General features: G+C 64.3%; 21 protein-coding genes, 1 tRNA gene and 2 pseudogenes. 15 read left to right on the top strand and 9 right to left on the bottom strand.

Going from position 1 to position 24,596, the window contains the following annotated elements; translation table 11 throughout:
• The first annotated feature begins 218 nt into the window (after window positions 1–218).
• The gene (locus ACZY0R_RS11180) at window positions 219–1,070 is read left to right on the top strand and encodes an EamA family transporter (RefSeq protein ID WP_488858408.1); all 852 of its coding nucleotides are present in this window, start codon (window positions 219–221) and stop codon (window positions 1,068–1,070) included.
• Here the strand turns inward: ACZY0R_RS11180 and ACZY0R_RS11175 are convergent.
• A pseudogene (locus ACZY0R_RS11175) lies at window positions 1,048–2,241 on the bottom strand (MFS transporter); the annotation flags it as partial. The gene ACZY0R_RS11180 and the pseudogene ACZY0R_RS11175 overlap by 23 nt on opposite strands.
• Window positions 2,242–2,252: 11 nt before the next feature.
• Window positions 2,253–3,974, bottom strand: coding sequence for an IS1634 family transposase (locus ACZY0R_RS11170; protein ID WP_488858407.1), 1,722 nt, complete (start codon window positions 3,972–3,974; stop codon window positions 2,253–2,255).
• Window positions 3,975–4,016: 42 nt separating this feature from the next.
• Here ACZY0R_RS11170 and ACZY0R_RS11165 point away from each other — a divergent pair, with 42 nt between their 5' ends.
• From ACZY0R_RS11165 to ACZY0R_RS11150, 4 genes and pseudogenes are all read left to right on the top strand, one after another.
• Window positions 4,017–4,367: a DUF6788 family protein gene (locus ACZY0R_RS11165; protein ID WP_488857120.1), complete on the top strand. Its 351-nt coding sequence runs from the start codon at window positions 4,017–4,019 to the stop codon at window positions 4,365–4,367.
• An 86-nt stretch (window positions 4,368–4,453) separates the two neighbouring features.
• Window positions 4,454–4,834: an IS200/IS605 family transposase gene (tnpA, locus tag ACZY0R_RS11160; protein WP_488858405.1), complete on the top strand. Its 381-nt coding sequence runs from the start codon at window positions 4,454–4,456 to the stop codon at window positions 4,832–4,834.
• A 105-nt stretch (window positions 4,835–4,939) separates the two neighbouring features.
• Window positions 4,940–5,380 (top strand): annotated as a pseudogene (locus ACZY0R_RS11155) (IclR family transcriptional regulator); the annotation flags it as partial.
• 284 nt (window positions 5,381–5,664) lie between these two features.
• Entirely contained in the window at window positions 5,665–6,393 is a 729-nt protein-coding gene (locus ACZY0R_RS11150; protein WP_428180526.1) for an IclR family transcriptional regulator, read from the top strand.
• 52 nt (window positions 6,394–6,445) lie between these two features.
• On the opposite strand, the gene ACZY0R_RS11145 is transcribed toward ACZY0R_RS11150, so the two are convergent.
• The 3 genes from ACZY0R_RS11145 to tauA form a co-directional block, all read right to left on the bottom strand.
• Window positions 6,446–7,321 carry an ABC transporter permease subunit gene (locus ACZY0R_RS11145; protein WP_045243182.1) on the bottom strand — a complete coding sequence of 292 codons (876 nt, stop codon included), beginning with the start codon at window positions 7,319–7,321 and terminating at the stop codon, window positions 6,446–6,448.
• Between the two features lie 10 nt (window positions 7,322–7,331).
• Window positions 7,332–8,108 carry a taurine ABC transporter ATP-binding protein gene (locus ACZY0R_RS11140; protein WP_045243183.1) on the bottom strand — a complete coding sequence of 259 codons (777 nt, stop codon included), beginning with the start codon at window positions 8,106–8,108 and terminating at the stop codon, window positions 7,332–7,334.
• 73 nt (window positions 8,109–8,181) lie between these two features.
• Window positions 8,182–9,195 (bottom strand): taurine ABC transporter substrate-binding protein, encoded by a 1,014-nt coding sequence (tauA, locus tag ACZY0R_RS11135; protein ID WP_488858404.1) that lies wholly within the window; start codon window positions 9,193–9,195, stop codon window positions 8,182–8,184.
• Window positions 9,196–9,680: 485 nt separating this feature from the next.
• Here tauA and xsc point away from each other — a divergent pair, with 485 nt between their 5' ends.
• From xsc to ACZY0R_RS11090, 9 genes are all read left to right on the top strand, one after another.
• Window positions 9,681–11,519: a sulfoacetaldehyde acetyltransferase gene (gene xsc, locus ACZY0R_RS11130; protein ID WP_488858403.1), complete on the top strand. Its 1,839-nt coding sequence runs from the start codon at window positions 9,681–9,683 to the stop codon at window positions 11,517–11,519.
• 77 nt (window positions 11,520–11,596) lie between these two features.
• On the top strand, window positions 11,597–12,637 hold the full coding sequence (pta, locus tag ACZY0R_RS11125; protein WP_488858402.1) for a phosphate acetyltransferase: 1,041 nt from the start codon (window positions 11,597–11,599) through the stop codon (window positions 12,635–12,637).
• Window positions 12,634–13,395, top strand: a complete 762-nt coding sequence (locus tag ACZY0R_RS11120; protein ID WP_488858401.1) for a TSUP family transporter — start codon at window positions 12,634–12,636, stop codon at window positions 13,393–13,395. The genes pta and ACZY0R_RS11120 overlap by 4 nt, the downstream gene beginning before the upstream one ends.
• A gap of 90 nt (window positions 13,396–13,485) precedes the next feature.
• Window positions 13,486–13,562 (top strand) — tRNA-Arg (locus ACZY0R_RS11115).
• A gap of 295 nt (window positions 13,563–13,857) precedes the next feature.
• Window positions 13,858–14,736 carry a LysR substrate-binding domain-containing protein gene (locus tag ACZY0R_RS11110; protein ID WP_488858400.1) on the top strand — a complete coding sequence of 293 codons (879 nt, stop codon included), beginning with the start codon at window positions 13,858–13,860 and terminating at the stop codon, window positions 14,734–14,736.
• Window positions 14,737–14,904: 168 nt separating this feature from the next.
• Window positions 14,905–15,654: an SDR family NAD(P)-dependent oxidoreductase gene (locus ACZY0R_RS11105; RefSeq protein ID WP_488858399.1), complete on the top strand. Its 750-nt coding sequence runs from the start codon at window positions 14,905–14,907 to the stop codon at window positions 15,652–15,654.
• Window positions 15,655–15,733: 79 nt separating this feature from the next.
• Complete coding sequence (locus ACZY0R_RS11100; RefSeq protein ID WP_488858398.1) at window positions 15,734–17,059, top strand: MFS transporter; 1,326 nt, start codon at window positions 15,734–15,736, stop codon at window positions 17,057–17,059.
• 44 nt (window positions 17,060–17,103) lie between these two features.
• Window positions 17,104–17,949: a transketolase gene (locus ACZY0R_RS11095; protein ID WP_488858397.1), complete on the top strand. Its 846-nt coding sequence runs from the start codon at window positions 17,104–17,106 to the stop codon at window positions 17,947–17,949.
• Window positions 17,946–18,947 carry a transketolase family protein gene (locus ACZY0R_RS11090; protein WP_488858396.1) on the top strand — a complete coding sequence of 334 codons (1,002 nt, stop codon included), beginning with the start codon at window positions 17,946–17,948 and terminating at the stop codon, window positions 18,945–18,947. Before ACZY0R_RS11095 ends, ACZY0R_RS11090 begins: the two co-directional genes overlap by 4 nt.
• 236 nt (window positions 18,948–19,183) lie before the next feature.
• Here the strand turns inward: ACZY0R_RS11090 and ACZY0R_RS11085 are convergent, their stop codons facing one another.
• A complete protein-coding gene (locus ACZY0R_RS11085; RefSeq protein ID WP_488858395.1) occupies window positions 19,184–19,612 on the bottom strand; it encodes a TOBE domain-containing protein in 429 nt (142 codons plus the stop codon).
• 156 nt (window positions 19,613–19,768) lie between these two features.
• On the opposite strand from ACZY0R_RS11085, the gene ACZY0R_RS11080 reads away from it, so the two are divergent.
• Window positions 19,769–20,512: a LysR family transcriptional regulator gene (locus ACZY0R_RS11080; protein ID WP_488858394.1), complete on the top strand. Its 744-nt coding sequence runs from the start codon at window positions 19,769–19,771 to the stop codon at window positions 20,510–20,512.
• Here the strand turns inward: ACZY0R_RS11080 and eno are convergent.
• The 3 genes from eno to ACZY0R_RS11065 are packed head-to-tail and all read right to left on the bottom strand — an operon-like array spanning window position 20,498 to window position 24,577.
• A complete protein-coding gene (gene eno / locus ACZY0R_RS11075) occupies window positions 20,498–21,805 on the bottom strand; it encodes a phosphopyruvate hydratase (RefSeq protein ID WP_488858392.1) in 1,308 nt (435 codons plus the stop codon). The genes ACZY0R_RS11080 and eno overlap by 15 nt on opposite strands.
• Window positions 21,806–21,847: 42 nt before the next feature.
• Window positions 21,848–23,278: a pyruvate kinase gene (gene pyk / locus ACZY0R_RS11070; protein ID WP_488858391.1), complete on the bottom strand. Its 1,431-nt coding sequence runs from the start codon at window positions 23,276–23,278 to the stop codon at window positions 21,848–21,850.
• A 3-nt stretch (window positions 23,279–23,281) separates the two neighbouring features.
• Window positions 23,282–24,577 (bottom strand): glycerate kinase type-2 family protein, encoded by a 1,296-nt coding sequence (locus ACZY0R_RS11065; RefSeq protein ID WP_488858390.1) that lies wholly within the window; start codon window positions 24,575–24,577, stop codon window positions 23,282–23,284.
• Window positions 24,578–24,596 lie beyond the last annotated feature (19 nt).

Below are 24,596 nucleotides of genomic sequence, written 5' to 3'. Positions count from 1 at the left end.
GCCGTGTGGAGCGCCCCCAAGGGCGGTCCACACCCCAGCGCGATGCGAAGCGAGCCGTGTAGGTGTACCAGGCCGTATGGGGCGCCTTCTTTGCCTACTTTCTTGGCAAGACAAGAAAGTAGGTCGCCGCCCCGCAGGGGTGGTGAAACTGCTTTTGACTTTAGGCTTTTGACTTTGACATTAAGCCGTTGCATCAGCCCCGAGCCCCCCTTCCCCAAATGCCCCTCCCCCCCGACTTCCCCGCCACCCCCTTCCTAGCCGTCATGCTCTCCGCGATCATGCACGCCTCCTGGAACGCCATCGTCAAGATCGGCGGCGACCGCCTATCGTCAATGGCGCTGATCGACACCTTCTGCTTCCTGGTGGCATTGCCAATGATATTCCTGGTACCGCTGCCCGCCCCTCAGGTATGGCCCTTCCTGCTCGCCACCGTCACACTGGAAGTCGGCTACAAACTATCGCTGGTAGCCGCCTATAACCGCGGCGACTTCAGCCAGGCCTACCCCCTGATGCGCGGCTCCGCCCCATTGATGGTCGCCATGATCCTCCTGCTGACCGGCGCCGAGCGGCTCGGCCCCGGCGGCTATGCCGGCATCGCCCTGATCTGCATCGGCCTGGTCAGCCTGGTACGCTGGCGCAGCCAGTCCCTCGACCTGATGGCCTTCGCCCTGCTGGCGGGCGCATGCCTGGCCGGCGGCACCGTGATCGATGGCACCGCGGTCAAGCGATATGGAGACGTCTTCTCCTATATCGCCTGGCTGCAGTTGCTGTCGCATATCTTCATGCCCGGCTTTGCCTTCAGCCAGCGCGGGCGAACGCTGCTGACCCTGTTCCGCCAGGAATGGAAACGCGCCTGGATCGGCGGCATCAACCGCGTGGGTTCCTACGCGCTGATGCTCTGGGCTATGACGATGGCGCCAGTCACCAAGCTGGCGGCGCTGCGCGAATCCAGCGTGATCTTTGCGGCGCTGCTCGGGCATTTCCTGCTGCGCGAGCCGTTCGACAAGCGCCGCCTGGTGGCGACGGCGCTGGTGGTGGCGGGCATCGTCACGCTACAGTTGGCGCGCTGATCGTGGACACCCGGCGCATCTGCCGCCCGATCAAAGCGGCGCACAGTGCCGACACCACACCGGCGAAGACCACATAGGCGCAGATCTGCCACGGCGCTCCGCCGCCGCTCTTGAGCAAGGCGGTGGCAACGATGGGCGTGATGCCGGAGGCGAAGATACCCGAGAACTGGTACACGAAGGAGATGCCGGTATAGCGCACCCTGGCGTCGAACAGCTCACAGAACAGAGCGGCCTCCGGCCCGTACACGGCCGCGTAGAAGATACCGAAGGGCACCACGATGGCCAGCCAGAGCAGCATCACGTTCTGCCCGCCGTTGAGCATCAGCCAGAAGGCCGGGAACGACGAGAAAGCGGTGATCAGCGAGCCCCAGAAGTAGACACGCGTGCGCCCGATGCGATCCGACAGGCCGCCGAAGAACGGGATGAAGAAACACATCACCACCGCGGACGCCATCACGCCGACCAGGGCCTGGGTACGCGAGATGTTGATGGTCTGGGTCAGGTAGGTGATCGAGAATACGCCGAAGATATTGAAGAACACGCCGTCGATATACCGCGCGCCCATGCCCTTGAGGATATTGCCCGGATAACGCCGCATCATGTCGACGAAAGGAATCTGCGTCTCGGCGTTCTGCCGCTTGACCGCGGCGAACTCCGGCGTTTCCTTGACGTTCAGGCGGATATACATGCCGACGAAGACCATCGCCGCCGACACGATAAAGGCAACACGCCAGCCCCAGGCGAGGAACTGGGCGTCGGTCAGCAGCAGCGAGAGCAAGGCGACCACGCCCGATGCCAGGCACAGGCCGATCTGCGGCAGGGAGGCGTAGAAGCCCTTGCGGTGCGCCGGCGCGTATTCATAAGCCATCAGCACCGCCCCGCCCCATTCCCCGCCCAGCCCGATCCCCTGGAAGACGCGCAACAGCAACAGCAGCACGGGTGCCCACAAGCCGATGCTGTCGTAGGTCGGCACGAGCCCGATCAGGAATGTGGACACGCCCATGATCATCAGCGTCATCAACAGCATGCTCTTGCGGCCGATGCGGTCGCCGAAGTGGCCGAAGATCACGCCGCCAAGCGGCCGCGTCAGGAACCCGACCGCGAAGGTCGTGTAGGCCAGCATGGTTGCCACCAGCCTTACATTCCGCACGTCGAGGACACAATTTGACGCGAATTTCGTTGCTAGCCTGGCGTCCGAAAGGCGTGCTCTGAGACGCCGAGTAACGTGAGCACCTGACGCTGCAGATCCGTGAGCGGCACGTCAAAGACTTGCACGGTGTGCGCACCTTCGATCAACTTGTGGCGCTCAGCGAGACTGAATAAACGTAAGATTTGTTCGGTAGTGGGGCGTCTGCACTGACGCTGCTCCGGGTACAGAGGAAGTTCATCGATGTGCTCGCGCTTCATAGCAAGACGTAGCTCGCGCTCGATGAGCGCCTGCACGAGTAGCGCGAGGAAGTAGAGGGTGAAGAGCGCCTCGATTCTGCCCTCGTCCTTCAGGAACACGGGCGCGATCTCGTGCACGGTCTTGACCTGTTCGAAGCGCTTTTCGATCATGGGCTGGCCCTTGTGGGCTTCCAGCACCTGGGCCGGTGACAGGCTGCGAACGTTGGTCATCAGCGGGTACATGCCATCGCTTTTGTGGTCATAGGCGATCGCCTCATCGTCCGTGGTCCACTCGATGTCAAAGCGCCGCTTGGTGATCTTGCGGTAAGCGGTCTCGGGTCCGGGGCGACCCCGCTGCGTCTGCTTGTACTGATGTTCTTCGCGCACGGTGCGGCGGACTTTCAGGTAGCGGCCGACGTGGTGCTTCTCGAGAATCCCCTTGATCTGCAGATCGATCTCGGCGGCGCCCCGCAGTCTCGTCTTCGCGCCGGCGAGCCGCGCGCGTAACTGTTGGAGCGCTTCAATGGCCGCGGCAATGTTTCTGCGCCGCCGGGCCTCCTGGCGTAGCGTGAGTAGCGGGCTCCAGACCCACACGACTGGCCAGGCTTCGGCAGACGGTAACGGCGCCCGATAGACATACCAGCAGTCGCGCGGCCCGTCGCTGTGGCGTCGATTGGGGTGGTCGCACACACAGGTCCAATCAGGGGTGTTGGTCTGGATCCAGTGGCGGAACTCGCTGTCTTCCAACCGGTTGCGGGGCATCACGGTAACAAAGCGCCCGCCCGCGCGATCAATGTAGTCCGTGTTTTCTCGCGAACACAGTTTTGAATCGGCCACATAGAGAAAGTCGCTGCGCCCTGCCACGGCGCGCAGCGTATTCCAGGTCTCGATGTGGGTACGCGAGTCGCTCGCGTTGCCATCGGCACAGCGAAACGCGATGGGGATGTTGCCGTCGGCGGTCATGGTGAGGATGAACAGCAACTGCTTCAGATCGGGGCGATGGTCCTTTGAGTGGCCATAGGTGATCACCGGTGCGGTTCGCCCGCGAATCTTGCGGCCTGAGGCGCCACGATAGCTGCCGCAGAAGCGGATCGAAGTGCTGTCGTTATGGCACTCGTCGAAGTTCACGCCGAAACGCTCCCCGACTGCCAACGCCACCTCGGTCAACAAGGCCGCCCGGTCGGCGTCAAACAGCCGATCCAGCGCGCGTCCGAGCCGATCATCGCCGAGGTGCGCCATCTCCTCCGCATGGATGCCGAACATCCCACTGGCGAAGCCGTGCACGGTGTCGTGTTGGCGGTAAATCGGCTCGCGTTCGACGATGATCGAGCGCAGCAGGACGCCCAGGGCTCTGGCGTGAGGAACCGCACAGCGTGCGTCCGAGGGGACGTGTCGATCGAGCACGTCCTCCAGGCCAATGCGTTGAATGAAGTGATTGATGAGGGGTAAAGGACCCAATCGCTCGCTGTGAAGGATGAAGCGAGCCTTGTGCGGAGAAGGTTCTTGCGTGCCTTTCATTCTGTCGCTAAGCTTAGCGACAGACGCCTAAAAGTCAAGTTTATGCCACGCCGTCCCGAAACCATCATCAAGCAAGCTCGCGAGCGGATCGAGCGCATCCGGGAGAGGCTAAATGCGATCGACTATCTGTGTTCCGGGACGCTACTGGAACGCATGAAGGTCTGCGGCAAACCGGGCTGCCGCTGCGCGCAGGATCCCGACGCACGCCACGGCCCGTACTATGAGTGGGGGCACATGAAAGACGGCAAGCTTGTCCATCGGACGGTCTCACCCGAGCAAGCCGCCGTGTTACGGCGTGCCATCGCCAACTACCGGCAGGCGAAGAGGCTGATGCAGGCCTGGGAGGACGAAACCGAACGCCTGATAGACGCCGAAGCGCCCCGCAAACCCTGACCTACCGGCGCCCGGGAAATTACGCGGAAATTCAATCGGCGACCTGCGGAAAGTAAGTCAAGTCCCTATCCCACTGCGTTTAGGCGTTGCAATACCATCTAGTCATTGTAGTGAAGTACCGCAAAAAATGTCTGACGGATGCCATGCTGAGCGCCTTCGGCACGCAAGCGCGGGAGCGCTGCGTGGCCTGGGAAGGGACGCTGCTGGAAGTGAACGGCGAAGCCGACCACATTCATCTCTTGCTGGAGCTACCGCCTACCGTCGCGACGGCTGACTTCGTGAATGCCCTAAAGACAGGCACCAGCCGCCGGCGGAGAAACCAGTTTAAGGAACACTTGGCGCGCTACTGCTACTACTACAGCAAGCCAGTGCTCTGGAGCCGAAGCTACTGCATCCTGAGTTGCGGCGGTGCGCCACTGGACGTCATCAAGCAATACATCCAGCAGCAAGCTCGCCCTAACGACTAACCGGCTCTGCGAGCCGGGCGCTATCCCCCTCCAACCAAATCGGACGGCGCCGCCTATGTGTCGCTACGCGACGCGCCGATTTGGATGGAGCCTCCCGCGCATTGGGTGGAGACGGATGAGCCCCTGCGCCTGCAACTCTCACCGGGCATCCGCGTGCCCCTTCACTGCACGGCGAGCGGCAAGCTGTTCCTTGCGGCCATGTCGCGCGCGGAGCGGCAGCAGACGCTGCGGCGCCTGGAAATCAGCGGCTATACGCCGCGCACCCTGACCGACATCGGCGCGCTCGACACTGAACTGGACCGCCTCGGCGCCCAGGGTATCGGCGTGGATAACGAAGAATTCGTCCGCGGCATGACGGCGGTGGCGGTACCCGTGCGCGCCGGCGGCGGCACGGCTGACAGCGCCGCCCCGGATGGCCCCGTGATCGCGGCTATCGCCTGTCATGCGCCCACGGCCCGGGTATCGCTGGAGGCGCTGGTGCGAGCGGTACCGACGTTGCGCGAGGCTGCGCGCGGCATGGCAAAAGTACTTTGCGACGAACGCTAAGCCCTTGCCGGCTCCCGATGGGGGCGGCAGACGCGCCGGCTGATGGCGCCCACAAGCGAAGGTCTGAAGTGGAATACAATCAATCTGTCTCGTTTTCCGGAACGGAGTCCGAATTGAAATCGGCAACAGTAGCAGCACAAAGAAAAGCGCCTCCTGAGGCACCCAAGGAAAAATCCGCCAAAGGCGCACGCGCGGCGGCACCCTTGCGACTGGAAGAACCGGCCGCCACGGCGCCGGTCCCGAACGCCGCAGCCGACGCGGCGGCGGACCGCGACACCCCAACGCTGCGCGCCTTCGCGCTGCTGGAATTCCTGGTGGCGGCCGACCGGCCCTTGTCGCTGGCGGAAATCATGCAGGGTTTCGAAGCGCCCAAGGCTTCCCTGCACCGCATGCTTGGCGCGCTGGAAGCGGGCGGGCTGGTGATTCGCGAGCCCGGCGCGCGCAATGCCTACGCGGTGGGGCCGCGCCTGTCCCGGCTGGGCGTGGCCATCGTCACGCACTCGGGCACGCGCCAGTTGCGCCATGCCATCCTGGCACGGCTGGTGGCCGATATCGGCGAAACGGTCAACCTGACCATGCTGCACGAAACCTCGGTGTTGTACCTGGACCGCATGGAAGCCCCGTGGCCGCTGCGGCTGGACCTGAAACCAGGATCGCGCGTGCCGCTGCACTGCTCGGCCAGCGGCAAGCTGCTGCTGTCGCTGCTGCCGCGCGAGCAGCGCGCCGCGCTGGTGCGGCAGTTGCCGCTGGAGCGCTTCACGCCCAATACCGTCACCGATGTGGAACTGCTCGAAGCCGAGCTGGACCGCAGCGCCCACAAGCAGCTTGGCGTGGACAACGAGGAATTCGTGGCGGGGATTTCCTGCGTGGCGGTACCGGTGCGCGACGAGCGCGGGCAGGTGGTGGCGGCCCTGGCGGTGCATGCGCCCACGGCACGCTCGCCGCTGTCGCGCTCGCTGGAGTTCGTGCCGCGCTTGCAGGAAACGGCCAGGGAGCTGGCCGCTACGTTCTAGGCGGGGAAACGGGCGGCGCATACTGCCGCCCGGCACAACACAGGCTTCGGCTTTACATCCTTCCCTTCCAGGGCACCAGCCACTTCTCCATCTTGCGCATCAGCAGGTCGAAGGTATAGGCAATCAGGCCGATCAGCCCGATGCCCATGATCACCACATCCGTGCGCAGGAAGTTCGACGCGTTGAGCACCATCTGGCCAAGGCCCGACGTGGCGGCCACCATCTCGGCGGCAACCAGCGTGGTCCAGCCGAAGCCGATGGCGATGCGCATGCCGGTCAGGATGTCAGGCAGCGCAGCGGGAATCACCACATGGCGGATCACCTGCCACCGGTTGGCGCCCATCGAATACGCCGCGTTGATCTGCTCGATAGTGACCGAGCGCACCCCCGCCTGCGCCGACATCGCCAGCGGCGCGAAGCAGGCCAGGAAGATCAGCAGGATCTTCGACGTTTCATCGATGCCAAACCAGATCACGATCAGCGGCAGGTAAGCCAGCGGCGGCAGCGGCCGGTAGAACTCGATGGGCGGATCGAACACGCCGCGCGCGATGCGCGACACGCCCATCATCACGCCGACCGGCACCGCCGTGACCGTGGCCAGCGCGAAGGCGCCGAACACGCGCACCATGCTGGCCCGGAAATGCTCGGTCAGCGGCAGGCCGCCTTGCACATTGCCGTTCCAGGCATCGACAAAGGCATTGATGATGGATTCCGGCGTGGGCAGAAACAGTGGCGGCAGCCAGCGCAGGTGGCTGGCGATCCACCACAGCGCCAGCAGCGAGACCACGGTGATGGTGGAGATGCGCGAGCTTGAGCCCTCGCCTGGCAGGCGGTAGCCGGAGACGGCCTTCATGCGGCGCGCGGCCGGCCTGGCGGGCATGGCGCCGGCCCCGGGAGGGGGTTCGAGTCGTTGGGCGGTAGCAGTCATGTCGGACTCCTCAGGGCGTGGCATGGATCAGGTCGACGATTTCTTCGCGATACCGGATGAACTCGGGATCGGACTTGACCTCGCGGGCATCACCGCAGGCAATGAAGCGCCGCGCGAAGGGCAGCTCGTAGGTATGCGCGATGCGTCCCGGCGAAGGTGTCATCACGATCAGGCGGGTGGCCAGGAACAACGCCTCCTCGACGCTGTGGGTGATGAAGAACACGATCTTCTGTTCCGCGGCCCACAGCTTGAGGATCAGCGCCTGGATGGTTTCGCGCGTGAGCGCATCCAGCGCGCCAAGCGGTTCGTCCATCAGCATCACCGCAGGGTCGTTGGCCAGCGTGCGGGCAATGCCCACGCGCTGCTGCATGCCGCCGGAGAGCTGGTAGACAGGCTTGGCCGCCACCTTCTCCAGGCCGACCAGCGCCAGCTTTTCCTGCGCGATGCGCAAGCGCTCGGCGCGCGGCACGCCGCGCAGCCGCAGGCCCAGCGCCACGTTGTCCAGCACATTGAGCCAGGGCATCAATGCATGCTTCTGGAACACCACGCCGCGCTCGGCACCAGGGCCGTGCACGGTTTTGCCGTCGAGGCGGATCTCGCCTTCCGAGGGTTGCATGAAGCCGGCAATGCACGACAGCAAGGTCGTCTTGCCGCACCCGGAGGCGCCCAGCGCGACGACAAAATCGCCGCGCTCCATAGTGAGATTGACTTGCGACAGGGCCAGCGTTTCGGCGCCGCCACGGCCGCCGTAGTTAACGCTCAGGTTGTCGATTTCGAGTTTGGCCATAGCTGCAAACTTCCGGAAAAGGTCATTCAAGGCCACGGAGCGGACATCGCCCGCTCCGCGGCGCACAAGACAATCAGGCCGGCGTCCTGGTAGCGAGAGCCCGCTTCACCCACTCCGCATTGACGCCCGTTCCGTAGTCCGGCAGCACGGTCTGGATGGTGCCCTGCTCCTTCAGGAACTGCGCCGCCGATTGCAGCGCCTTGGCCGCGCCGCCGCCCAGCCAGCGAGGCGAGGCTTGCTCCTCCAGCGTGGGGAATCCGTACAGCGCCATGCTGGCCGGCACGGCTTCGGCCTTGGCGCCGGAGACTTTCGCAACCGCCTTCACCATGGGCGATTCCGCGGTCCATGCGGCCTTGTCCTGGAGATACTTGTCATCCGCCGCGGCCAGGATCTTGACGAACTTGACCATGAACTCGGGGTTCTCGCGCGCGAACTTCTTGTTGGCGATCATGCCGTCGAAGGTCGCCTTGCCGGTTTCGGCGGCGATCTTGCCGGAGGTCACCAGCACCTTGCCCGATTGCTTGAGCTTGGCCAGCACCGGATCCCAGATGAAAGTGGCGTCGATGTCGCCGCGCTCCCAGGCCGCGGCCACTTCGGGCGGCCGCATGTTCATGATCTTGACGTCCTTGGGATTGATCTTGGCCTGCTCCAGCGCTACCAGCATGTGGTAGTGCGTGGTGGAGACAAAGGGCACGCCCACCCGCTTGCCCTTGAGGTCGGCCACGCTGTTGATATTGCTGCCGTTGCGCGCCACCATGGCCTCGGCCGCGTTGATGTCGTCCAGGATCCAGAAGAGCTCCACGTCCAGCCCCTGCGACAGCGCCGAGGCAATCGGCGAGGTGCCGGCTTCGCCGATCGCGATCTGGCCTGAAGCCATCGCGCGGATCACGTCGCCGCCGCCGCCGAACTGGCGGAACGAGACCTTGTAGCCGGTCTGCTTCTCGACTTCCTTCATGTCCTGCGCGTAGCGCCACGGCACCACCATGTCCTGGTAGGCGATGACGACTTCCTTGGTCTGCGCGTAGGCGCCCGGGGCGACGACCGCCGCCATGACCACGCTTGCTGCAAGCTGCTTGATCCAACGCATGATGAACCTCCTCAAGATTGACTGTGTGGTGTGCTGTGGCGGAGATCGCCGGCACGGGAAGCCTGGCACCAGGGCGGTGCCTGCTCGAGGAGGAAGAGGTGATGTGCATGAAGCATGCCAATGTCTCCGTCTGGTTGGGACGTCTTTGCGTCCTCTCGTTTTAGCGGCGCTCTTCTCTGCGGAGAGTCAGCCCGGCGCGCACCGGGTGCTGTTGAAGCAAGCCCTGAGCGCGGTGTAGCCCTATGGTAGAAAGCCGGCCCTCGCCGGGTTAGAGCCAGCGGGGACCAACTGTGGGTCCACACGCCCCGCCAGGTTGACTTTGCCGCACTTTAAAGGGTATTTACTACCGTTTTTAGGTACGCGGCATTCCGTTTATCGAATTCTTCTATTGACCATCTCGCGCTCACATCCTACATTTCGACTCACGAACACTTTTCGGAACATTTGGTTCCGTTTTGAGATCGATAGACCGGAGACCTGACACCATGAGCGAACACTTGCCCGAATCCCTCAAGACCCAACCCGCCGACGGCGCCGCCGCCACCGGCCCGCAGGCCATGACCCCCTCGGAAGCCTTCGTCGAGACCCTCGCCGCCAACGGCGTGACCGACATGTTCGGCATCATGGGGTCGGCCTTCATGGACGCCATGGACATCTTCGCCCCCGCCGGCATCCGCCTGATCCCCGTCGTGCACGAGCAGGGCGCCGGCCATATGGCCGACGGCTATGCCCGCGTCTCCGGCCGCCACGGCGTCGTCATCGGCCAGAACGGCCCCGGCATCAGCAACTGCGTCACCGCCATCGCCGCCGCTTACTGGGCCCACAGCCCCGTGGTCATCGTCACCCCCGAGGCCGGCACCATGGGCATCGGCCTGGGCGGCTTCCAGGAGGCCAAGCAGCTGCCGATGTTCCAGGAATTCACCAAGTACCAGGGCCACGTCACCCACCCGGCCCGCATGGCCGAATTCACCGGCCGCTGCTTCGACCGCGCCATGGCCGAGATGGGCCCCACCCAGCTCAATATCCCCCGCGACTACTTCTACGGACAGATCAAGGCCGATATCCCCCAGCCCCAGCGCCTGGACCGCGGCCCCGGCGGCGACCAGCGCCTGAACGAAGCCGCCGAACTGCTCGCGCAGGCCAGATTCCCCGTCATCATCTCCGGCGGCGGCGTGGTCATGGCCGATGCCATCGCGGAGTGCCAGGCGCTGGCCGAGCGGCTGGGCGCGCCGGTGGTCAACAGCTACCTGCACAACGACTCCTTCCCCGCCAGCCACCCGCTGTGGTGCGGCCCGCTGGGCTACCAGGGCTCCAAGGCGGCCATGAAGCTGCTCGCCCGCGCCGACGTCGTCATCGCCCTCGGCTCGCGCCTCGGACCGTTCGGCACCCTGCCCCAGCACGGCATGGACTACTGGCCCAAGAACGCCAAGATCATCCAGATCGATGCCGACCATAAGATGCTTGGCCTGGTGAAGAAGATCTCGGTGGGCATCTGCGGCGACGCCAAGGCCGCCGCCGTGGCGCTGACCGAGCGTCTCGCCGGACGCACGCTGGTGTGCGACGCCTCCCGCGAAGACCGCGCCGGCCAGATCGCCGCCGAGAAGGCTGCGTGGGAGAAGGAGCTCGACGAGTGGACCCACGAGCGTGACCCCTACAGCCTGGACATGATCGAGGAGCAGAAGCAGGAACGCACGCCCGGCGGCGGCCACTACCTGCATCCGCGCCAGGTCCTGCGCGAACTGGAGAAGGCCATGCCGGAAGACGTGATGGTCTCCACCGACATCGGCAACATCAACTCGGTGGCCAACAGCTACCTGCGCTTCAACAAGCCGCGCAGCTTCTTCGCCGCCATGAGCTGGGGCAACTGCGGCTATGCCTTCCCCACCATCATCGGCGCCAAGGTGGCGGCACCCCACCGCCCGGCCGTGTCCTATGCCGGCGACGGCGCCTGGGGCATGAGCCTGATGGAGACCATGACCTGCGTGCGCCACAACATCCCGGTGACGGCCGTGGTGTTCCACAACCGCCAGTGGGGCGCGGAGAAGAAGAACCAGGTGGACTTCTACAACCGCCGCTTCGTCGCCGGCGAACTGGACAACCAGAGCTTTGCCGAGATCGCGCGCGCCATGGGCGCCGAAGGCATCGTGGTGGACAAGCTGGAGGATGTGGGCCCGGCGCTCAAGCGCGCCATCGACCTGCAGATGAACCACGGCAAGACCACCATCATCGAGATCATGTGCACCCGCGAGCTGGGCGACCCGTTCCGCCGCGATGCGCTGGCCAAGCCCGTGCGCATGCTCGACAAGTACAAGGACTACGTTTGAGCCAGTGAAGTAGCGGACGTCTGGCCGGAAGCGGCGTCCGCTGCTTCCGGCCATATTCCATTCTGAGCGACCCCATCATGAAAGCGATCAACCGCATTATCGAGCGCGCACGCGCGGCGCCCCAGCGCATCGTGCTGTGCGAGGCAGAGGATCCACGCATCCTGCAGGCGGCGCAACGCGCCACGCGCGAGGGCACGGCACGCATCGTGCTGGTGGGCGATGCCGCGCGCATCCGCCAGGCCGCCGCCGCTGCTGACATCGGCCTTGCCGGCATGGACGTGATCGACCCGGCCAGCTCCGCGCTAACGCCGTCCTTCGCGCAGAAACTGTTCGCGCTGCGGGCAAAGAAGGGCATGACACTGGAAGACGCCAGGCGCGAGGTGCTCAAACCCCTGTGCTTTGCCAACCTGATGGTGCGCCTGGGCCATGCGGACGGCTCCGTGGCCGGCGCGGTGCACACCACCGCCGACGTGGTGCGCACCGCCATCCAGGTCATCGGCATCCACCCTGCGTTCAAGCTGGTGTCGAGCTTTTTCCTGATGATGTTGTGCGAGCCCTTCCACGCACTGAAGGGCGGGCTGATCTTTTCCGATTGCGGGCTGGTGGTGGACCCCGATGCCGGCGAACTGGCCGAGATCGCGATGGCGGCGGCCGACAGCGCGCAAAGCCTGCTGATGGACACGCCGCGCGTGGCGATGCTGTCGTTCTCCACCAGCGGCAGCGCGCGGCATGCGGCCGTCGACAAGGTGGTGGAGGCCACGCGCCTCGTCACTGCGCAGCGGCCCGGCCTGGCGATCGATGGCGATGTGCAGCTCGACGCCGCCATCGTTGCCGAAATCGCCATGAAGAAGATCGAGCACTCCAGGGTGGAAGGCCGCGCCAACGTGCTGGTGTTCCCCAGCCTGGAAGCCGGCAATATCGGCTACAAGCTGGCCGAGCGCGTGGGCGGCGCCAAGGCGATCGGGCCCTTGCTGCAAGGCTTGCAGAAGCCGGCCAACGATCTCTCGCGCGGCTGCAGCGCGGACGATGTGTTCTATGTGATTGCCGTAACGGCAGTGCAGGCGCAAGCCGCCGCGCAAGCCCGGACGGAAGCCCCGATGGCCGCGCAACTGTCATGACCGCTGACCACTTGCTGCCGCTGCTCGCACTGATGGGCGCGGCAAGTTACTTCCAGACGGTAACCGGCTTTGGCCTCGGCATGATCGTGATGGGCGCGACCAGCGGGCTGGGCCTCGCGCCGGTCGCCACCGTCGCCACGCTGGTGAGCCTGGTGACGCTGGCCAACAGTGCGGTGGCGTTGCCGGGCAAGATGCACCATATCGACTGGCGTGCCGTCGGCGCGGCCACGCTGGGCATCCTGCCTTCCGTGGTGGCCGGCGTGCTGATACTCGACTACCTGAGCGGCGCCGCCGCCGGCATCCTGCAGGTGCTGCTGGGCGCGGTGGTCCTGTATGGCGGGCTGAGCGCCGCGCTGCGCCCTGCCCCGCTGGTGCGGCGCTCCGGCGACCGCAGCTTCTTCGTCAGCGGCATCTTTGGCGGGCTGCTCAGCGGCATGTTCGGCGTGTCCGGGCCACCGTTGATTTTCCAGTTCTACCGCCAGCCGCTGTCGATGGTGGAGATTCGCTGTGCGCTGATTCTTGTGTTCACGGCCACCTCGGTTACTCGGACGCTGTTCAGCGCGTGGCAGGGGCAGCTCGGCACCGATATCTGGGTGCAGGCAGCGCTCGCGGTGCCTGTCGTGGCCGTGACTACGATTGCGGCCCGGCGATTTCCACCACCGCTTTCGGCGGTGGCAACGCGGCGGATTGCGTTCGGGGTGCTGGTGGTGATTGGGGCGTACCTGATGTTGCCGGGCTTGATTGACCTCGTCACTTAGTGGCTGAGCCCCCCGCGCCCCCCGTGTGTTCTCTTATCTGCGGAAATACTTGTATTTGCCCCAGGGTGCGATATAGTCTCGCCCTCGCGTGCGGCTGTAGCTCAGTTGGATAGAGTACTTGGCTACGAACCAAGGGGTCGTGGGTTCGAATCCTGCCAGCCGCACCACCTGTTACGTTTAGCAAATCAACGGCTTAGAGAATTTGAGTCTCTAAGCCGTTTTTGCTTTTACGCAGCATTGCTGACGGGCCTTTGCGGGAGTCCTCTTCGCCAGCGCTACACGTCGGCAACTTCGACGCGCGAGACCACCAACGCGATATGATCATCATGGATCCCGCCAGGGCAGCGGTGAAGTTCTGTCGCTCCTTGCCATGTCCCGGGCGTATCCCCAGCCGGCCGGGGACAGTTGCCGAGGCCGCTCCAAGTACAAACCACTCTTACCGCCGTCACCGGAGAGCTGAATATGCGCATTCCGCCGCTGAAGTCGATCATTGCGTTCGAGAGCGTCGCGAGAACGAAGAGCGTAAGCCGGGCGTCCGAGGAACTGGGCCTGACCGCCTCGGCGGTGAGCCATCAGATTGCCAACCTCGAGTCCATCATTGGCCAGCCGCTCTTCTTCCGGCAGGGCCGGGGGCTGGCCCTCACGCCGGTCGGGGAGCAATACCTGCGAGACGTGACCGGGTCGCTCGCTGAACTGAACCGCGCGACCGAGCGTGCATCGAGCCAGGCTGAAGTCGACATTCTCAGGGTGCATTCGAGCCCGAGCTTCGGCTTGATGTGGCTGTTGCCTCGGCTGAAATCGTTTCAGGCCGACAACGGCGACATTCAGTTGAACGTAGCCTGCTCCTATGAGGACATCTCCTTCACAAGCGGCTATTACGACGTCGATATCCGCTACGGCTCCGCGCACTGGCGCGATCTGCAGGTCAAGACAGTGCGCAACGAGTTCATTGCTCCCCTGGCCTCCCCGGAATATCTTGCCCGACACCCTATCCGCACTCCGGCCGACCTGCTGGGCCAGCGCCTGGTTTTCTCCGAGACGCCTCTCGTCCAGTGGCAGCAGTGGTTTGCCAGATTCGGCGTCTCAGGCGAGCACCAGGCGTTCGACTTTTCCTTTGACCGCTCGTACATGTCGCTGGAGACGGCGGCCCTTGGCATCGGCGTGGCGCTGGAAAGCATGCTGCTGGCGTCGGTCCATCTCAGCAAGGGGACGCTGGTACCGGTCTTTGACCCTACGTATGCCGTGGAGGTGGGCGCGCATCACATCGTCTGCCCATCCCAGAATGCGGACTTGCCTCGGGTACAGCGATTCCTCGACTGGATCGACCGGGAATTGAAGTAGGCATGCGGCCCATGCGGCTCACGCATGGTGCAGCGCACCAGGAATTTACCTCCTGGAATCACATCTCTCATCTGAAAATTTCTCAGCAATAGCTGAGACGGACTGCGTTGATCGGAGCCGCGCGAGGCACCAGACTCGAACCATCATTTCAACAGTCAGGAGACAGACATGATGCTCGAGAACAAGGTTGTGATCGTGACCGGTGCCGCATCCCCCCGCGGTATCGGCAAGGCAACGGCAAGCGCGCTGGCCGCGCAAGGCGCCAGGGTAGTCATATTGGATCTGCGGCAGGCAGACGCGGAGCGGGCGGCACTGGACCTTGGCGAAGATCACCTCGGCATTGCATGCGATGTCACGGACCGCGCGGCCTGCCAACTGGCCGCGCGCGCCGCCCTCGAAAAATACGGCCGCATCGATGGCCTGATCAATAACGCCGGCATTACGCAGCCCCTGCGGACGCTGGACATCCAACCGGCCAACTTCGATGCCGTCGTCGATGTGAACCTGCGCGGCACGCTCTACATGTCGCAGGCCGTCATCCCTCAAATGAAGGCGCAGCAGCACGGCAGCATCGTTTGCATGTCGTCGGTTTCCGCGCAACGTGGCGGCGGCATTTTTGGCGGTCCGCACTACAGCGCGGCGAAAGCGGGCGTGCTTGGCCTCGCACGCGCCATGGCCCGGGAGTTTGGCGGCGACCACATTCGCGTCAACTCCATTACGCCAGGCCTGATCCAGACGGACATCACCGGCGACAAGCTAACGCCGGAAATGCGGGCCGACATCATCAAAGGCATTCCGCTCGGGCGTCTCGGCGATGCCGCCGATGTGGCCAACGCCTGCCTCTTCCTGATCAGCGATCTGTCCGCCTACCTCACCGGCATCACACTCGACGTCAATGGCGGGATGCTGATTCACTGACCGTCCCTCGACTGCCGCCTTCACCTGGCGGAACAATCGGCGCACTCGGGCTAACCCGGGGCGCCTGGCAGGAGACAACATGAAGACCAAGTACGCTTCGCCCGTCGCGGGCGATGTGATGGCGCACACGGATGCCGCCACCTTTGAATCCAAAACCTACGCGAAAGTGGTACGGCGCCTGATACCGTTCCTCATGCTCTGCTACCTCGGCGCCTATCTGGACCGGGTCAATGTGGGATTTGCCAAGCTGCAGATGCTCAATGACCTGCGCTTCAGCGAAACGATCTATGGCCTTGGCGCCGGCATCTTCTTTCTTGGATATTTCCTCTTCGAAGTCCCGAGCAACATGATTCTGCACAAGGTGGGTGCGCGCAACTGGCTCGCGCGCATCATGCTGACGTGGGCCATCATCTCGGCGAGCTTTGCGTTTGTCAGCACGCCCACCTCCTTCTACGTGTTGCGCTTCTTGCTAGGCGTCGCGGAGGCCGGATTCGCGCCCGGGGTCATTCTTTACATGACCTATTGGTTTCCGTCGGAAAGGCGAGCCAAAGCGCTATCGATGTTCTTCATGGCGATACCGCTGGCGGGCATCGTGGGCGGACCACTGTCCGGCTACATCATGCACACATTCCACGGCGTGCTGGATCTGGCCGGCTGGAAGTGGCTGTTCATGCTGGAGGCGCTGCCATCGCTCGTTCTCGGCATCGCCATCCTGCTCTACCTGGACAACGGCATCCAGAGTGCGAAGTGGCTCACCGAAGCGGAGAAAGCGCTGCTTGCGCGCAACGTCGCTGGCGACAACGCCCAGAAGGTCTCGCACGTGTCGATCCGCGCGTTCATCGCCGATCGCCGGCTCTGGCTGATGGCATCCATCTACTTCTGCGTCGTGCTCGGACAGTACGGCTTGACGTTCTGGTTGCCGACCATCGTCAGGAAGTCCGGCGTCGCGGACCCCTTGTGGGTGGGCATCCTTACCGCTTTGCCGTACCTGTGCGCGATTATTGCGCTGCCATTGGTCGGCTTGAGCGCGGACCGGCGCCGCGAGCGGCGCCTGCACCTGGCGATCCCGATGCTGGTGGCGGCGGCTGGCTTTGCGACGCTTCCTCTGCTTGGCAGCGTCGGTGCTTCGATCGTTTGCCTGAGCATCGCGGCGGCGGGAATCCTGACGTCCTCGTCGCAGTTCTGGGCATTGCCCACCGCTTTGCTGGGCGGCATGTCGGCAGCGGCCGGGATCGCAGCCGTCAACTGCTTCGCGAACCTTGCCGGCTTCTTTTCCCCGGCCATCGTAGGCTGGCTCAACGACCTGACCGGAAAATCGACGGCCGGCCTGATCTTTATCTCAGGCGTCATCGTGCTCGGCGCACTGCTTGTCTTCCTTGTCCCGGCGAAGACTGTCAACCGTTGAGCTTCTCCATCCCCTTGACCATCAGATATACGCAGGAGACGAATATGAATTCATCCTCATCCGAAGCGCCCGTGGCACTGCCAGAGCGCGCCTATCGAATCCGCAGGAATGCCCTGTTGATGGGTGAAGTGCAAGGCCAGGGCTATATCGGGCAGGCACTCGACATCGCAGACGTCCTTGCCGTCGCGTACTTCGGTGCCATGCGTTACCGGCCGGAAGACCCGGAGTGGGAAGGGCGAGACCGCTTCCTCCTGTCCAACGGGCACTACGCGATCGCGCTGTATGCCGCCTTGTTCGAAGCAGGCATTCTCCCGGCGGAAGAGCTGGAGACGTATGGCAGCGACGATAGCCGCCTGCCGATGTCAGGCATGGCAAGTTACACGCCAGGCATGGAGATGTCTGGCGGGTCTCTGGGGCAGGGCCTGACGATAGCCGTTGGCCGTTGCCTTGGCCTCAAGCGCAAGGGCTCCGATGCCTTTGTCTATACGTTGTTCTCCGATGGCGAACTGGATGAAGGCGCGATCTGGGAAGGCATCATGTCCGCGAGCCACTGGAAGCTGGACAACCTCATCGCAATTGTCGATGTCAACAACCAGCAGGCCGACGGGCCATCGACGCAGATCATGGCATTCGAACCGCTGGTGGAGAAGCTGGAGGCATTTGGCTGGTTTACGCAGCGCGTCGATGGCAACAATATCGAGGCGGTAGCAGCGGCATTCGATACGGCGCGATCGCATCCGGGCGCGCAGCCACGCATGATCGTTTGCGATACGCGCATGGGCTGCGGTGTTCCTTTCCTGGAGCAACGCGAGAAGAATCACTTTATCCGCGTCGACGCCCACGAGTGGCAGCTCGCGCTGGAAGCACTGGAAGCCGGGAGGCAAGCATGAGCAACGCAACCTTGAACAAGCCGCGTCTGAAGACATCCGCAATGATCGCGTCGATTGCCGGAGAGGGCCAGGCGACCCGCCCTGCCCCGTTCGGACATGCGCTGGTGGAACTGGCCCGCAACAAGCCCGACGTAATCGGCATGACGGCCGACCTCGGCAAATACACCGACCTGCATCTCTTTGCGAAGGCGTTCCCCGAACGCTACTACCAGATGGGCATGGCCGAGCAGTTGCTGATGGGCGCTGCCGCCGGCCTGGCGCACGAGGGGGCACAGCCCTTTGTCACCACGTACGCGGTTTTTGCCACGCGCCGCGCCTATGACTTCATGCACCAGGCCATCGCCGAAGACAACCTGGACGTGAAGATCGTCTGTGCGCTTCCCGGCCTCACGACAGGCTATGGACCAAGCCATCAGGCCGCCGAGGATCTGGCCTTGATGCGCGCGATGCCGAACATGACCGTCATCGATCCGTGCGATGCGCTGGACACCGAGCAAATGGTGCCCGCCATCGCGGCACATCGCGGTCCTGTCTACGCGCGACTGCTGCGCGGCAACGTCCCCATGGTGCTCGATGAATATGACTATCGCTTTGAACTTGGCAAGGCAAAATTGCTGCGCGACGGCGCGGAGGTGCTTGTTATCTCGTCTGGCATCATGACAATGCGTGCGCTCGAAGTCGCCAAGGCGCTGGAAGCAGATCACGTGGGCGTTGGCGTGCTGCACGTGCCGACGATCAAACCCCTTGACACCGAAACCATCGTGCGAGAGGCAAAGCGCGCCGGCCGGCTCATCGTCGTCGCCGAGAACCATACGGTAATCGGCGGTCTCGGCGAAGGGGTGGCGACTGCGCTGATGCGCGCGGGCGTTAGCGCGCCATTCCGGCAGATTGGCCTTCCGGACGCGTTCCTGGACGCTGGCGCACTGCCTACGTTGCACGATCGCTACGGCATCTCGGCCAACGTCATGGCGGCGACCATCAAGGGCTGGCTAGGCTGACGAGTGACGAAAGGCCGCAGGCAGGCAAGCGCGGCTCGGCGGCGGTGGGATAACCACCCACCGCCCCTCCCGAATCCACCGCACGATCTCCGCAAACGCCGGCATATCCGGCGGCGCCGGCAACCGCCACCGGTTTTGCCCGGCTGGTAGTCCCGAACGACGGCTAGGCCGGGCGCTACGTCTCCAGGCTGATCAGCCTGGAAGTGTTCGCGGCGCCGGCGGCACGGTAGGCAGGGTCAGGCGCGAGTGGCCAGCAAAACGCTGGAGGCCTTGAAGATGGCGACGGCCGCGCCGCCTTGCACCAGCCCCAGGTTGCTCACGCTGTCATTGGTGATGATGGCCACGATCTCGCCTCCCTGCTTCAGGCCAATGACGACTTCGGCATTGACGGCGCCGGTCTTGACCCCCGAAACCGTGCCCACAAGCTGATTGCGGGCGGAGAGCAGCATGTCCGGTTCAGGCACGCCAACGATGACGGACGACGCCTTGATCAGCGCAATGGCTTCCTTGCCTACCGCGAGCCCGAGCCGCTTGGTGCTGTCGCTGGTGATGGTAGCGACGATCTTCGCGCCGCCGGCAACCTCGAGTTCGATCTCGTCGTTCACCGCGCCCTGGTGGACTGCCGTCACCTTGCCGGTCAGCTTGTTTCTTGCGCTGGTTTTCATCTTTCCCTCACCGCGTTATGTCGGCGGCCACCGCCTGGCCGCAAGTGCACCGTCCCGGAGCATCGCTGGCGTCCGGGCCATGGATCGCCAGATCATACCGCGTTCGCAAGCGGCGGCAATGCCTCCCGTCCTGATAACCAACCTTGCCCAATCGTGATGTCCAAAGCCTCGCTACACCTCCAGCTGCTCCGCATCCTGCATACCCTGCTGACCGAGTGCAGCGTCTCCCGCACAGCGGTCCTGCTGGGCCAGTCCCAGCCGGCGATCAGTGTTGCACTGCGGCGGCGGCGCGAGATGACCGGCGACCCGCTGCTGGTGCGCAGCGGCACCCGCATGGTGCCCACCACGCAGGCGCTGGCCATGATCGAGCCGGTATCGCAGGCACTGCGCGGCATGACCAGCATCCTCAATCCGGCGCTGCCGTTCGACCCGGCCACCGCCACCCGCACCTTCCGCATAGCTTGCCCGGACTACCTGGACATCGGACTCGCGCAAGGGGCCGGGCTGGATGTCGGCCACGGCATCTGTACCCATGCCTGGTGCCGGACCAGCGCCACGGACATTTACGCGCTCGGTGACTGCGCGGAAATGGAAGGGCTGTTCCAGCCATACGTGCCGCCCATCATGCACGCCGCGCGCACGCTGGCCGGCAACCCGCAACGCGTGGTGTTTCCGGTGATGCCCGCTAGCCTGAAAACGGCTGCCACCCCGGCCGTCATCGCCACACCAACGCATCCCAGCGGCGCGTGGAGCATTGCGCTGCATCCTCACGATGTGCGCAACAGCATCCGGGCCATCTGCTCCGATCCGGCGACAGGACGCACTATCGGCTTTGCGCTGATTGGCTCGGCAGTGAACGACAAGGCACCGCTCTTGCAGGAGATGTCAGCGCCGCCTTGAACGCGCGCGGCGGGCTGGCGGCCCAAACGCGGTCGATCCCGCATACGTAGCCAGTTCTCCCAACTCGGCTTCGATCAGCAGTATCCGGTTGTACTTGGCCACACGATCCGAGCGGCAGAGTGAGCCTGTCTTGATCTGGGTGGCCGAAGTCCCTACCGCGATATCGGCAATCGTCGTGTCTTCCGTCTCACCGGAGCGATGGGACACGACCGCGGTGTATCCTGCCGCAGTGGCCATCGATATGGCGGCCAGAGTCTCTGTCAGGGTACCGATCTGATTCGGCTTGATCAGGATGGAGTTGGCGATTCCTTCTTCGATGCCTCTCTCCAGGATGGCCGTGTTGGTGACAAACAGATCATCGCCCACAAGCTGAATGCGTTCTCCGAGCGTCTCCGTCAGCAGCTTCCATCCTATCCAGTCGTCCTCTGCCATTCCATCCTCGATTGTGACGATGGGGTAGTTCTTCGCCAGCGCCGCGAGATAGTCGCAGAAGCCGCTGGCGTCGAAGCGCTTGCCTTCCGAGGCCAGGCTATACACTCCGTTTTCATAGAGCTCCGAGCTGGCGACGTCCAGCCCCAGCGCGATATCGGGGCCAAGCCGATAGCCGGCGAGCTCGATTGCACTGATGATCGCTTCCAGCGCAGCCTCATTGGAGGGAAGATCAGGGGCAAACCCGCCCTCGTCACCCACAGCAGTGGAGAGGCCACGCTTTCGCAGCACGCTCTTGAGCGAGTGAAATACCTCGGCACCCCAACGGATCGCCTCGGCAAATGAAGCGGCGCCTGCCGGCAGAATCATGAACTCTTGTATGTCGACGTTGTTGTCGGCGTGAGCGCCGCCGTTGATCACATTCATCATCGGTACCGGCAGCACGAAGCGGTCGGCCGTCGAGAAGCGCCTGTACAACGGCACCCGTTGGGATGCAGCCGCTGCCCTGGCGGCGGCAAGGGACACCGCCAGAAGCGCATTCGCGCCCATGCGGGACTTCGTCTCCGTACCGTCCGCTTGCAGGAGCAGGCCATCCACGGCCGCCTGGTCCGCCGCGTCGCAACCGACCAGCGTTGCGCTCAGGTCTTCGTTGACGTGTTTGACGGCTTGCCGGACCCCTTTGCCGCCGTAGCGAGCCGGGTCATTGTCCCGGAGTTCCAGTGCTTCCCGGCTGCCGGTGGAGGCGCCCGAGGGTGCGGCCGCATATCCACAGGCGCCATCGGCCAGTGTCACCTCTGCGGCCACGGTGGGATTGCCGCGGGAGTCCAATACCTCGAAGCCTCGGATGGATCGGATGACGGTCATGATGAATGCCTCAAATAGTGATGTCGTGGGTGCCGAGGGTCTTCAGGCGGCCGGCTGGCCAACCGTTGCGATGCGAAGCAGGTTGGTCGTGCCAGGCGTGCCAAATGGCATGCCCGCGGAGATCACGATGACTTGCCCCGAAGTGGCAAAGCCCTCGCTCTCGGCCGTGTCGCAGGCATAGGTCGTCATCTCGGTGACGCTCTCCACTTCGTGGATGATGACCGCATGCACACCCCAGACGAGTGCCATGGCACGCGCAGCATGCAGGTTTGGGGTCATGCCGATAATGGGGGCATCGGGACGCTCGCGAGACATGCGCATGGCGGAATAGCCTGAGCTCGTGTACGCCACGGTGGTGGCTACGTGGAGAAGCCCGGCCACGCGGCGCATTGCACTGCCGATTGCGTTGGCGATGTCCGGCTCCGGTGGTGTTTGCGACGCCTCCATGACCTCCCTGTAGTGCGGGTCTGCCTCCGTCTGCACAATGATGCTGTTCATCATCTGCACGGCTTCGACGGGGAATTTCCCCGAGGCCGATTCTGCGGAGAGCATGACGGCGTCGGCGCCGTCGTAAATGGCGGTGGCAACGTCGGATGCTTCGGCGCGCGTCGGTACAGGCGAGCTCACCATGGATTCCAGCATCTGCGTGGCGACGATAACGTGCTTGCCCGCTTTGCGGCAAGCCTGCACGATGCGTTTCTGGATGGACGGCACCTGCTCGGCAGGCATTTCGACGCCAAGATCGCCGCGGGCGACCATCACCGCGTCGGTTTCGGCGACGATGGCATGCAGCTCCGCGATGGCCGCGGGCTTCTCCAGCTTGGCGACGATGCTGGCCCGGTTTCCGACAATCTCCTTGATCTCACGAATGTCCTCCGCACGCTGGACGAAAGACAATGCGATCCAGTCGACCCCGAGCGACAAGCCGTAGTCCAGGTCTTCGCGGTCCTTCGCGGTCAAGGCCGACAGCGGCAGCACGACGCCTGGCACGTTAACGCCCTTGCGGTCGGACAGCACCCCACCGTCGATCACTTCGGTCTCGGCATAGTCCGGCCCGAATGCCTTTACCCGGAGGCGAAGCTTCCCATCGTCGAGCAACAGGTCGGTCTGCGCTTTCAGTGCCGCGAAGATCTCCGGATGGGGCAGCGCAACCCGGGTCGCGTCGCCCGGGCGGTCCTTGTCCATGTCAAGCCGGAACGTCTGGCCTCGCACGAGCGTAACGGGACCGTTCCCGAACTGGCCCACGCGCAGCTTTGGCCCTTGCAGGTCCAGCAAGACGCCGATAGGCCGTCCCAGCTCCGTCTCCAGATCCCTGATGAGGTTGAGGCGTGCCTTGTGGTCGGCATGCGTGCCGTGGCTGAAGTTCAGCCGAAAAACGTCGGCGCCGGCCATGAACAGGCGGCGAAGGGTTGCAGCATCGCTGCTGGCCGGTCCAACGGTGGCGACAATCTTGGCATTTCGAGTGCGGCGCATGATCTAGCATCCTTTCCCGGCCGGGCTGGTAATCAGCAAGGCGCGGAAGTCGTTGACGTTGGTAAGAGTGGGGCCCGTGACGATGGCGTCGCCTAGCGCCTCGAAGAAGGTGTGTCCGTCGTTGTTGGCGAGAAAGGCGTGCGGCGCCATCTCCCTTTGCCAGCCTCGCGAGAGAGTCGTGGGGTCGGCGTATGCCCCTGCGATCTCTTCGATGCCGTCCACGCCATCCGTATCGGCGGCCAGCGCAAAGACACCCGGGTGGCCGTCCAGCGCAATGGCCAGGGAAAGCAGGAATTGCACGTTGCGCCCACCGCGGCCATTGCCTCTGACCGTGACGGTGGTCTCGCCCCCTGACAGAAGCACGCACGGAAGCTGGAATGGCGCCGTTCCCTGCGCGGCCTGGAAGGCGATGCCAGCCATCACCTTGCCGACGTCGGTGGCCTCGCCTTCGATGCGATCCCCCAGTACATAGGGCTGGATGCCCGCGGCCGCCGCTGCCTGCGCCGCGGCGGCAAGGGAGATGGCAGGCGTCGCGATCATGCGCACCTCGCTGTGCGCGAGCCGTTCGTCGCCAGGCTTGACGGACTCCCCGCTGCCGGACGCCAGGAGACGCTCCGCGCTGGCCGGGAGCAGGATCCCGTAGCGCCGGACGATATCCAGCGCGTCCTGGCACGTGGTCGCGTCGCATACCGTCGGTCCGGAAGCGATATTGACCGGGTCGTCGCCGGGTACGTCCGAGATCAGCAGCGTAACGACGCGAGCCGGATGGCACGCAGCGGCAAGCCTTCCGCCTTTAATGCCGGAAAGATGCCGCCGCACACAGTTCATCTCCGAGATGGTCGCGCCGCTGGCCAGCAGCGCCTGGTTGACGGCGCGTTTTTCCTCCAGGCTTATGCCGGCCAGCGGAAGGCTAAGCAGCGAGGATCCGCCGCCGGATATCAGGCAGATGACCAGATCGTCCGGGCCCAGCCCTGAGACCAAATCCAGCATGCGAACCGCGGCGCGCTGGCCAGCCGCGTCGGGTACCGGATGCGCGGCTTCGACGACTTCGATGCGCGAGGTCGGCGTGGCGTGGCCGTACCGCGTCACAACCAGTCCAGCGAGTGGGCCCGGCCACGCCTGTTCCAGCGCCCGGGCCATGCTGGCGGCGGCCTTGCCGGCCCCGACGACGATGGTGCGACCGGCAGGCGGCTCGGGTAATGCGGACGCCAGGCAGTCCCGCGGGTCCGCTGCGGATACGGCAGTCCGGAAAAGCGACTCCAGGAATGCACGAGGGGGTTCAATGGCGAGGTGTTTCACGATGCGCTACCTGTTTCCG

This window comes from Cupriavidus sp. F041, from assembly GCF_057814235.1.
The sequence above is the reverse complement of the archived record's forward strand: the minus strand, read 5'-3'. Positions and strand labels throughout refer to the sequence as shown.

What these genes read in the sequence shown, in the direction of transcription:
- ACZY0R_RS11080 (WP_488858394.1), top strand. Translation starts at nt 19,769, where the DNA reads ATGTCCAAAGCCTCGCTACACCTCCAGCTGCTCCGCATCCTGCATACC.
- ACZY0R_RS11165 (WP_488857120.1), top strand. Translation starts at nt 4,017, where the DNA reads ATGCCACGCCGTCCCGAAACCATCATCAAGCAAGCTCGCGAGCGGATC.
- ACZY0R_RS11085 (WP_488858395.1), bottom strand. Translation starts at nt 19,612, where the DNA reads ATGAAAACCAGCGCAAGAAACAAGCTGACCGGCAAGGTGACGGCAGTC.
- ACZY0R_RS11095 (WP_488858397.1), top strand. Translation starts at nt 17,104, where the DNA reads ATGAATTCATCCTCATCCGAAGCGCCCGTGGCACTGCCAGAGCGCGCC.
- tauA (WP_488858404.1), bottom strand. Translation starts at nt 9,195, where the DNA reads ATGCGTTGGATCAAGCAGCTTGCAGCAAGCGTGGTCATGGCGGCGGTC.
- ACZY0R_RS11100 (WP_488858398.1), top strand. Translation starts at nt 15,734, where the DNA reads ATGAAGACCAAGTACGCTTCGCCCGTCGCGGGCGATGTGATGGCGCAC.
- ACZY0R_RS11120 (WP_488858401.1), top strand. Translation starts at nt 12,634, where the DNA reads ATGACCGCTGACCACTTGCTGCCGCTGCTCGCACTGATGGGCGCGGCA.
- ACZY0R_RS11090 (WP_488858396.1), top strand. Translation starts at nt 17,946, where the DNA reads ATGAGCAACGCAACCTTGAACAAGCCGCGTCTGAAGACATCCGCAATG.
- eno (WP_488858392.1), bottom strand. Translation starts at nt 21,805, where the DNA reads ATGACCGTCATCCGATCCATCCGAGGCTTCGAGGTATTGGACTCCCGC.
- ACZY0R_RS11105 (WP_488858399.1), top strand. Translation starts at nt 14,905, where the DNA reads ATGATGCTCGAGAACAAGGTTGTGATCGTGACCGGTGCCGCATCCCCC.
- ACZY0R_RS11140 (WP_045243183.1), bottom strand. Translation starts at nt 8,108, where the DNA reads ATGGCCAAACTCGAAATCGACAACCTGAGCGTTAACTACGGCGGCCGT.
- ACZY0R_RS11110 (WP_488858400.1), top strand. Translation starts at nt 13,858, where the DNA reads ATGCGCATTCCGCCGCTGAAGTCGATCATTGCGTTCGAGAGCGTCGCG.
- pyk (WP_488858391.1), bottom strand. Translation starts at nt 23,278, where the DNA reads ATGCGCCGCACTCGAAATGCCAAGATTGTCGCCACCGTTGGACCGGCC.
- pta (WP_488858402.1), top strand. Translation starts at nt 11,597, where the DNA reads ATGAAAGCGATCAACCGCATTATCGAGCGCGCACGCGCGGCGCCCCAG.
- ACZY0R_RS11145 (WP_045243182.1), bottom strand. Translation starts at nt 7,321, where the DNA reads ATGACTGCTACCGCCCAACGACTCGAACCCCCTCCCGGGGCCGGCGCC.
- ACZY0R_RS11170 (WP_488858407.1), bottom strand. Translation starts at nt 3,974, where the DNA reads ATGAAAGGCACGCAAGAACCTTCTCCGCACAAGGCTCGCTTCATCCTT.
- xsc (WP_488858403.1), top strand. Translation starts at nt 9,681, where the DNA reads ATGAGCGAACACTTGCCCGAATCCCTCAAGACCCAACCCGCCGACGGC.
- ACZY0R_RS11180 (WP_488858408.1), top strand. Translation starts at nt 219, where the DNA reads ATGCCCCTCCCCCCCGACTTCCCCGCCACCCCCTTCCTAGCCGTCATG.